The sequence below is a fragment of the Streptomyces sp. NPDC056527 genome (assembly GCF_042794475.1).
Taxonomy (GTDB): domain Bacteria; phylum Actinomycetota; class Actinomycetes; order Streptomycetales; family Streptomycetaceae; genus Streptomyces.
In genome coordinates this window covers 23,984-30,407 of record NZ_JBHTTQ010000089.1, presented here as the reverse complement: position 1 = coordinate 30,407, position 6,424 = coordinate 23,984, and the positions used below count along the sequence as shown (strand labels likewise).

Annotated in this window: 5 protein-coding genes; 4 read left to right on the top strand and 1 reads right to left on the bottom strand. The window is 75.2% G+C overall.

Going from position 1 to position 6,424, the window contains the following annotated elements; all coding sequences use genetic code 11:
• Positions 1-72: 72 nt before the first annotated feature.
• On the top strand, positions 73-2,217 hold the full coding sequence (locus ACFQ7Q_RS29935) for a primosomal protein N' (RefSeq protein WP_383560411.1): 2,145 nt from the start codon (positions 73-75) through the stop codon (positions 2,215-2,217).
• A gap of 62 nt (positions 2,218-2,279) precedes the next feature.
• On the opposite strand, the gene ACFQ7Q_RS29930 is transcribed toward ACFQ7Q_RS29935, so the two are convergent.
• Entirely contained in the window at positions 2,280-2,792 is a 513-nt protein-coding gene (locus ACFQ7Q_RS29930; RefSeq protein ID WP_383560409.1) for a hypothetical protein, read from the bottom strand.
• 258 nt (positions 2,793-3,050) lie between these two features.
• Here ACFQ7Q_RS29930 and fmt point away from each other — a divergent pair, with 258 nt between their 5' ends.
• The 3 genes from fmt (at position 3,051) to rpe (ending at position 6,358) form a co-directional block, all read left to right on the top strand.
• On the top strand, positions 3,051-3,983 hold the full coding sequence (gene fmt / locus ACFQ7Q_RS29925; protein WP_383560406.1) for a methionyl-tRNA formyltransferase: 933 nt from the start codon (positions 3,051-3,053) through the stop codon (positions 3,981-3,983).
• Positions 3,984-4,077: 94 nt separating this feature from the next.
• A complete protein-coding gene (locus ACFQ7Q_RS29920) occupies positions 4,078-5,499 on the top strand; it encodes an RsmB/NOP family class I SAM-dependent RNA methyltransferase (RefSeq protein ID WP_383560403.1) in 1,422 nt (473 codons plus the stop codon).
• Between the two features lie 175 nt (positions 5,500-5,674).
• A complete protein-coding gene (rpe, locus tag ACFQ7Q_RS29915; RefSeq protein ID WP_362371746.1) occupies positions 5,675-6,358 on the top strand; it encodes a ribulose-phosphate 3-epimerase in 684 nt (227 codons plus the stop codon).
• The last annotated feature ends 66 nt before the right edge of the window (positions 6,359-6,424 follow it).

Sequence of the window (6,424 nt, the reverse complement as noted above, 5' to 3'; positions counted from 1 at the left end):
CCCCTGGGGGAGCCGGGCTTCCGCACGTCCGGTCCGGGCCCGGTGTCGGTGGGGTCTGGTAGGTATGTGGCTGTGAGCAGCGAGAACGAGACGCCCGAGGGTGCGGCCGGTGAGCCGCACGAGCAGCTCGCGCTCATTCGGGAGTCCGTACGGAAGGCGAAGGTGCCGCGGGCCAAGCCGCGGACGTGGCGTGGAGCCGCGTTGGCCAAGGAGCTGCCCGTGGCGCGGGTGGTGGTCAACAAGGGGGTGCTGCACCTCGACCAGTTCTTCGACTACGCGGTGCCCGAGGAGCTGGACGCCGTCGCGCAGCCCGGGGTGCGGGTGCGGGTGCGGTTCGGAGCGGGGGCGCACCAGGTCAGGGACGGGCGGCGCGAGGGCGGACGGCTGATCGACGGCTTCCTGGTCGAGCGGAAGGCCGAGTCCGACTACAAGGGCGCCCTGGCCGCGCTCGCCGACGTCGTCTCGCCCGAGCCGGTGCTGAGCGCCGAGCTACTGGGGCTCGCTCGGGCCGTCGCCGACCGGTACGCGGGAAGCCTCGCGGACGTGCTCCAGCTGGCGATCCCGCCCCGCAGCGCCCGCGCGGAGGGCAAGGCGTCCCCGGAGCCACTGCCGCCGCCCACCGCGCCCGAGGCGGGCACCTGGGCGCGGTACGAGCGCGGGGCGGCCTTCCTGGACGCCCTGGCCCGGGGCGGGGCCCCACGGGCGGTCTGGAACGCGTTGCCGGGGCCGCACTGGGCCGAGGAGCTCGCCCGCGCCATGAGCGCGACGCTCGCCTCCGGCCGGGGCGCGCTCGTCGTCGTCCCCGACGGACGGGCAGCCGCGCGGGTGGACGCGGCGCTGACGGCGCTCCTGGGGCCGGGACGGCACGCGCTGCTCACGGCCGAGACCGGCCCCGAGAAGCGGTACGCGCAGTGGCTTGCGGTACGGCGGGGCTCCGTGCGCGCCGTCGTCGGCACGCGGGCGGCGATGTTCGCGCCCGTCCGGGACCTCGGGCTCGTCGCCATCTGGGACGACGGGGACGGCAGCCACAGCGAGCCGCACGCTCCGCAGCCCCACGCACGTGACGTGCTGCTGCTGCGCGCCGCCCATGACAAGTGCGCCTTTCTGCTCGGCTCCACCAGCTGCACGGTCGAGGCCGCTCAGCTCGTGGAGTCCGGCTGGGCCGCGCCGCTGGTCGCCGGCCGGGACCAGGTGCGGGCGGCCGCCCCGCTCGTGCGGACCGTGGGCGACACCGATCTGGCCCGCGACGAGGCCGCGCGCGCCGCACGGCTGCCCTCGCTGGCCTGGCAGGCGGTACGGGAGGGCCTGAAGACCGGTCCGGTCCTCGTCCAGGTCCCGCGGCGGGGTTACGTACCCCGGCTGTCGTGCGAGCGCTGCCGGACGCCCGCGCGCTGCCGCCACTGTGCCGGGCCGCTGGAGGCGCCCGAGCAGCAGGAGCTGCGGTGCGGGTGGTGCGGGCGGGGAGCGCCGGACTGGCACTGCGTGGAGTGCGGCTCGACCCGGCTGCGGGCCCAGGTCGTCGGCGCGCGCCGGACCGCGGAGGAGCTCGGCCGGGCGTTCCCGGCGGTGCCGGTGAGGACCTCGGGACGGGACCACATCCTGGACACCGTGCCCGGGCGGCCCGCGCTCGTCGTCTCCACCCCCGGCGCCGAGCCGGTCGCCGAGGGCGGCTACGCGGCCGCGCTGCTCCTCGACGGCTGGGCGATGCTCGGCCGCCCCGATCTGCGCGCGGGCGAGGAGGCCCTGCGCCGCTGGATCGACGCGGCCTCGCTGGTCCGGGGGCAGGGCGAGGGCGGCACGGTGGTGGTGGTCGCGGAACCCACGCTGCGGCCGGTGCAGGCGCTGGTGCGCTGGGACCCCGTCGGCCACGCCCAGCGCGAGCTGGCGGAGCGGGCGGAGCTGGGCTTCCCGCCGGTGTCCCGGATGGCGGCGGTGTCCGGCCCGGCGGAGGCGGTCGTGTCGTTCCTCGGCTCGGCCGAACTCCCGGGCGACGCAGAGGTGTTGGGCCCGGTCCCGCTCCCGGTCGTCCGCGCGGGCGGCCCCCGTCGGCCGGGGGACACCCCGCCGGGGGAGCAGTGGGAGCGGGCCCTGGTGCGCGTCCCACCGGGCAACGGCGCGGCGCTGGCGGCGGCGCTGAAGAAGGCGCAGGCGGGGCGGCTGGCGCGGGGCGGGGGCGAGCCGGTGCGGGTCCGCGTGGACCCGCCGGACATCGGCTGACGGGGCGCTCCCCGTCGGCCGGTGCGCCCCGTTGTGGGCCGCACGCGGCCCGTTGTGGGCGATCAGCCGTTGCGGGGGCCTGGGAAGGCCGGAGGGCGGGGTTCTTCGCGGAGGGTCGCGGGGGTGGGCTGCGGAGGCATCGTGCGGGCCGGCGGTACCACCGGCAGCGTGCGGGTCGTGCCCGGCTCCGCGACGCGGTCCTGCTCCACGACCGCCCCCGGCTGAGGCGCGCGCCGGGCCCCGTAGCGGCGGTGGACGGCCTGCTTAGTGACCCCGAGCGCCGAGCCCACCGCGTCCCACGAGAACCCGAGCGAGCGGTCGAAGTCGACCGCCGCCGTCACCAGGGTCTCGACACTGTCCCGCAGCTCCTGGGCGAGCCGGACGGTCGGGGCGGGCGCCCGCCCGTAGACGACGAAGCCCGTCGACGGGCCGGAGCGGCGCGGGCGGTAGACGTTGCCCAGCTGGGCCGTGAGTGTGCGCAGTGCGTCCACCTGCCGCCGGACCCGCTCGATGTCTCGCACCAACAGGTGCAGACTCGCCCGGGCTTGGGCGTCGTGGGTGGCGTGGTCGGCCATGTGAAAGCCTCTCGAACCGGCGTGTAAAGGGTGGGGCCACGAAGGGGAGAGCGGCCCGTTTCGGTCAATCTCACTTGACCAACGCGCCACCCGTGGATTGGGTCACGGTGCGGGGGCGTACACGCATATGCGCGGGGCGCTCAGGCTCACGTACGCCCCCTCGCGCCCCGGCCTCTAGACTGGTGCGCTGCCCTCCCGCTCTCGGCTGCGCTTGAGCGGGGAGGTATCCCCACCGCCCCGAGATGCGAGGTTTCCCGAGTGAAGCTGGTCTTCGCAGGCACCCCCGAGGTCGCCGTACCCGCCCTGGACGCCCTGCTCGCCTCCGGCCGGCACGAGGTGGCCGCCGTCGTCACCCGCCCCGACGCCCCCGCGGGCCGCGGCCGGCGCCTGGTCGCGAGCCCGGTCGCCGAGCGCGCGGAGGAGGCCGGGATCGAGGTGCTCAAGCCGGCGAGGCCGCGTGACGAGGCGTTCCTCGCGCGGCTCCGCGAGATCGCCCCGGACTGCTGCCCGGTCGTGGCCTACGGCGCCCTGCTGCCCAAGGTCGCCCTCGACATCCCCGCCCGTGGCTGGGTCAACCTCCACTTCTCGCTGCTGCCGGCCTGGCGCGGCGCGGCGCCGGTGCAGCATGCCGTGATGGCGGGCGACGAGGTCACGGGCGCGTCGACGTTCCAGATCGAGGAGGGCCTCGACTCCGGTCCGGTCTACGGCGTGATCACCGAGGACGTCCGTCCCACCGACACCAGCGGTGACCTGCTGACCCGCCTCGCCTTCGCCGGCGCCGGGCTGCTCGCGGCCACGATGGACGGCATCGAGGACGGCAGCCTTAAGGCCGTCCCGCAGCCGGCCGAGGGGATCACCCTGGCCCCCAAGATCCAGGTCGAGGACGCCCACGTGGACTGGAAGGCCCCGGCGCTGCGCGTGGACCGCGTCGTGCGCGGCTGCACGCCCGCCCCGGGCTCCTGGACCGTGTTCCGCGGCGAGCGCCTGAAGCTGATCCAGGCGGCCCTCGTCCCGGACCGTACCGATCTGACGCCCGGCGAGCTCTCGGTCGGCAAGAACAACGTGTACGTCGGCACCGGCTCGTACGCCGTGGAGCTGCTCTGGGTGCAGCCCCAGGGCAAGAAGCCGATGCGGGCGGCGGACTGGGCCCGTGGGGTCCGTATCGCCCCGGGAGAGGCGGTCGGCGCCTAGCACCGTCGAGCAGGGCGGTGGTGGGTGAGCGGGTGGGCGGCGCGGACGTAGGCTGAGAGGGTTCGACCGTCTCACTTCGTCAGCGGAGCACCTTTTGAGCGAGCAGGCCAATCGCCGTCCCCCCAAGCCGTACCGGCGCCCCAAGAAGGATCCCGTCAGGATCCTGGCCTTCGAGGCGCTCAGGGCGGTCGACGAGCGGGACGCCTACGCGAACCTCGTCCTGCCGCCGCTGCTGAAGAAGGCCCGGGAGAAGGGCGACTTCGACGGGCGCGACGCGGCGCTCGCGACCGAGCTGGTCTACGGGACGCTGCGGCGCCAGGGGACGTACGACGCGATCGTCTCGGCCTGCATCGACCGGCCGCTGCGCGAGGTCGACCCTCCGGTCCTCGACGTGCTGTCGCTCGGCGCGCACCAGCTGCTCGGTACGCGCATCCCGAGCCACGCCGCGGTCTCGGCGAGCGTGGAGCTGGCGCGGGTGGTGCTCGGCGACGGGCGGGCCAAGTTCGTGAACGCCGTTCTGCGGAAGATCGCGCAGAACGACCTCGACACCTGGGTCGCGCAGGTCGCCCCGCCCTACGAGGACGACGCCGAGGACCATCTCGCGGTCGTCCACTCGCACCCGCGCTGGGTCGTCTCGGCGCTGTGGGACGCCCTCGGCGGCGGGCGGGCCGGCATCGAGGACCTGCTGGAGGCCGACAACGAGCGGCCCGAGGTCACGCTCGTGGCCCGGCCGGGGCGCGCCACCACCGAGGAGCTCACCGGCGAGGACACGCTGCCCGGCCGCTGGTCGCCCTACGCGGTCCGGCTGGCCGAGGGCGGAGAGCCCGGCGCCATCGAGGCCGTGAAGGAGGGGCGGGCCGGCGTCCAGGACGAGGGCAGCCAGCTGGTCGCCATCGCGCTGGCCAACGCGCCCCTGGAGGGCCGCGACGAGCGCTGGCTCGACGGCTGCGCGGGCCCCGGTGGCAAGGCCGCGCTGCTCGGCGCCCTCGCCGCGCAGCGGGGCGCCGCACTGCTCGCCTCCGAGAAGCAGCCGCACCGCGCCCGACTCGTGGAGCGTGCGCTGGCCGGCAACCCCGGCCCGTACCAGGTCATCGCCGCCGACGGCACCCGCCCGCCGTGGCGTCCCGGATCCTTCGACCGTGTCCTGATGGACGTCCCGTGCTCCGGTCTCGGCGCGCTGCGCCGCCGCCCCGAGGCGCGCTGGCGCCGTCGTCCGGAGGACATGGACGGCTTCGCCCCGCTCCAGCGCGGTCTGCTGCGCGAGGCGCTGTCGGCGGTCCGCGTCGGGGGAGTCGTCGGGTACGCGACCTGCTCGCCGCACCTGGCGGAGACCCGCGTGGTCGTCGAGGACGTCCTCAAGGGCCGCGGCGGCCCGGCCGTCGAGGCGGAGTGGATCGACGTCCGCCCGCTGATGCCCGGTGTACCCGGGCTCGGCGACGGCCCGGACGTCCAGCTGTGGCCGCATCTGCACGGCACGGACGCGATGTACCTGGCGCTGCTCCGGCGTACCGCCTGAGGCCTCGCGGGGCGCCGGCGGATCGGTGCCCGTCCGGCATGTGGACGGTCGGAACGGTGGAGCGGGCGGGGAACCGGGTCCGAATCCGGGCCGAATCCGTACCGAACCCGCGCGGATCCCGGTCCGAAACCGCTCCGCGGCAAAGAAGTGCCCAAGAACATGGCAGGCTTGGCACATGGCGCAGATCAACCCCAGCATCCTGTCCGCAGACTTCGCCCGCCTCGCCGAGGAGGCGAAGGCCGTCGAGGGTGCCGACTGGCTGCATGTCGATGTCATGGACAACCACTTCGTGCCCAATCTGACGCTCGGTGTGCCGATCGTCGAGTCGCTCAGCCGTGCGACGGGCACGCCGCTGGACTGCCACCTCATGATCGAGGACCCGGACCGCTGGGCCCCGCAGTACGTGGAGGCCGGCGCCGGGTCCGTCACCTTCCACGTGGAGGCGGCGGCCGCGCCGGTGCGGCTCGCGCGGGAGATCCGGGCGAAGGGCGCACGGGCGTCGATGGCGCTGAAGCCCGCGACGCCCATCGAGCCGTACGAGGACCTGCTCCCCGAGCTCGACATGCTGCTGATCATGACCGTCGAGCCCGGCTTCGGCGGGCAGGCCTTCCTCGACATCATGCTTCCCAAGATCCGTCGTACCCGTGAGCTGATCTCCAAGCACGGTCTGGAGCTGTGGCTGCAGGTCGACGGCGGGGTCGCCGAATCCACCATCGAGCGCTGCGCCGAGGCCGGTGCGGACGTCTTCGTCGCCGGCTCGGCGGTCTACGGCGCGGCGGATCCGGCCGAGGCGGTCCGCTCGCTCCGTGCGAAGGCCGAGTCCGCGACCGCCTCGGCGGCGTGGGCGTGTGGCCACTGAGCCTCGGCCAGATGAACGCGGTCCATCGGAGCGTCGACAGGACCGATCAGGGCCCGCCGGATCTGA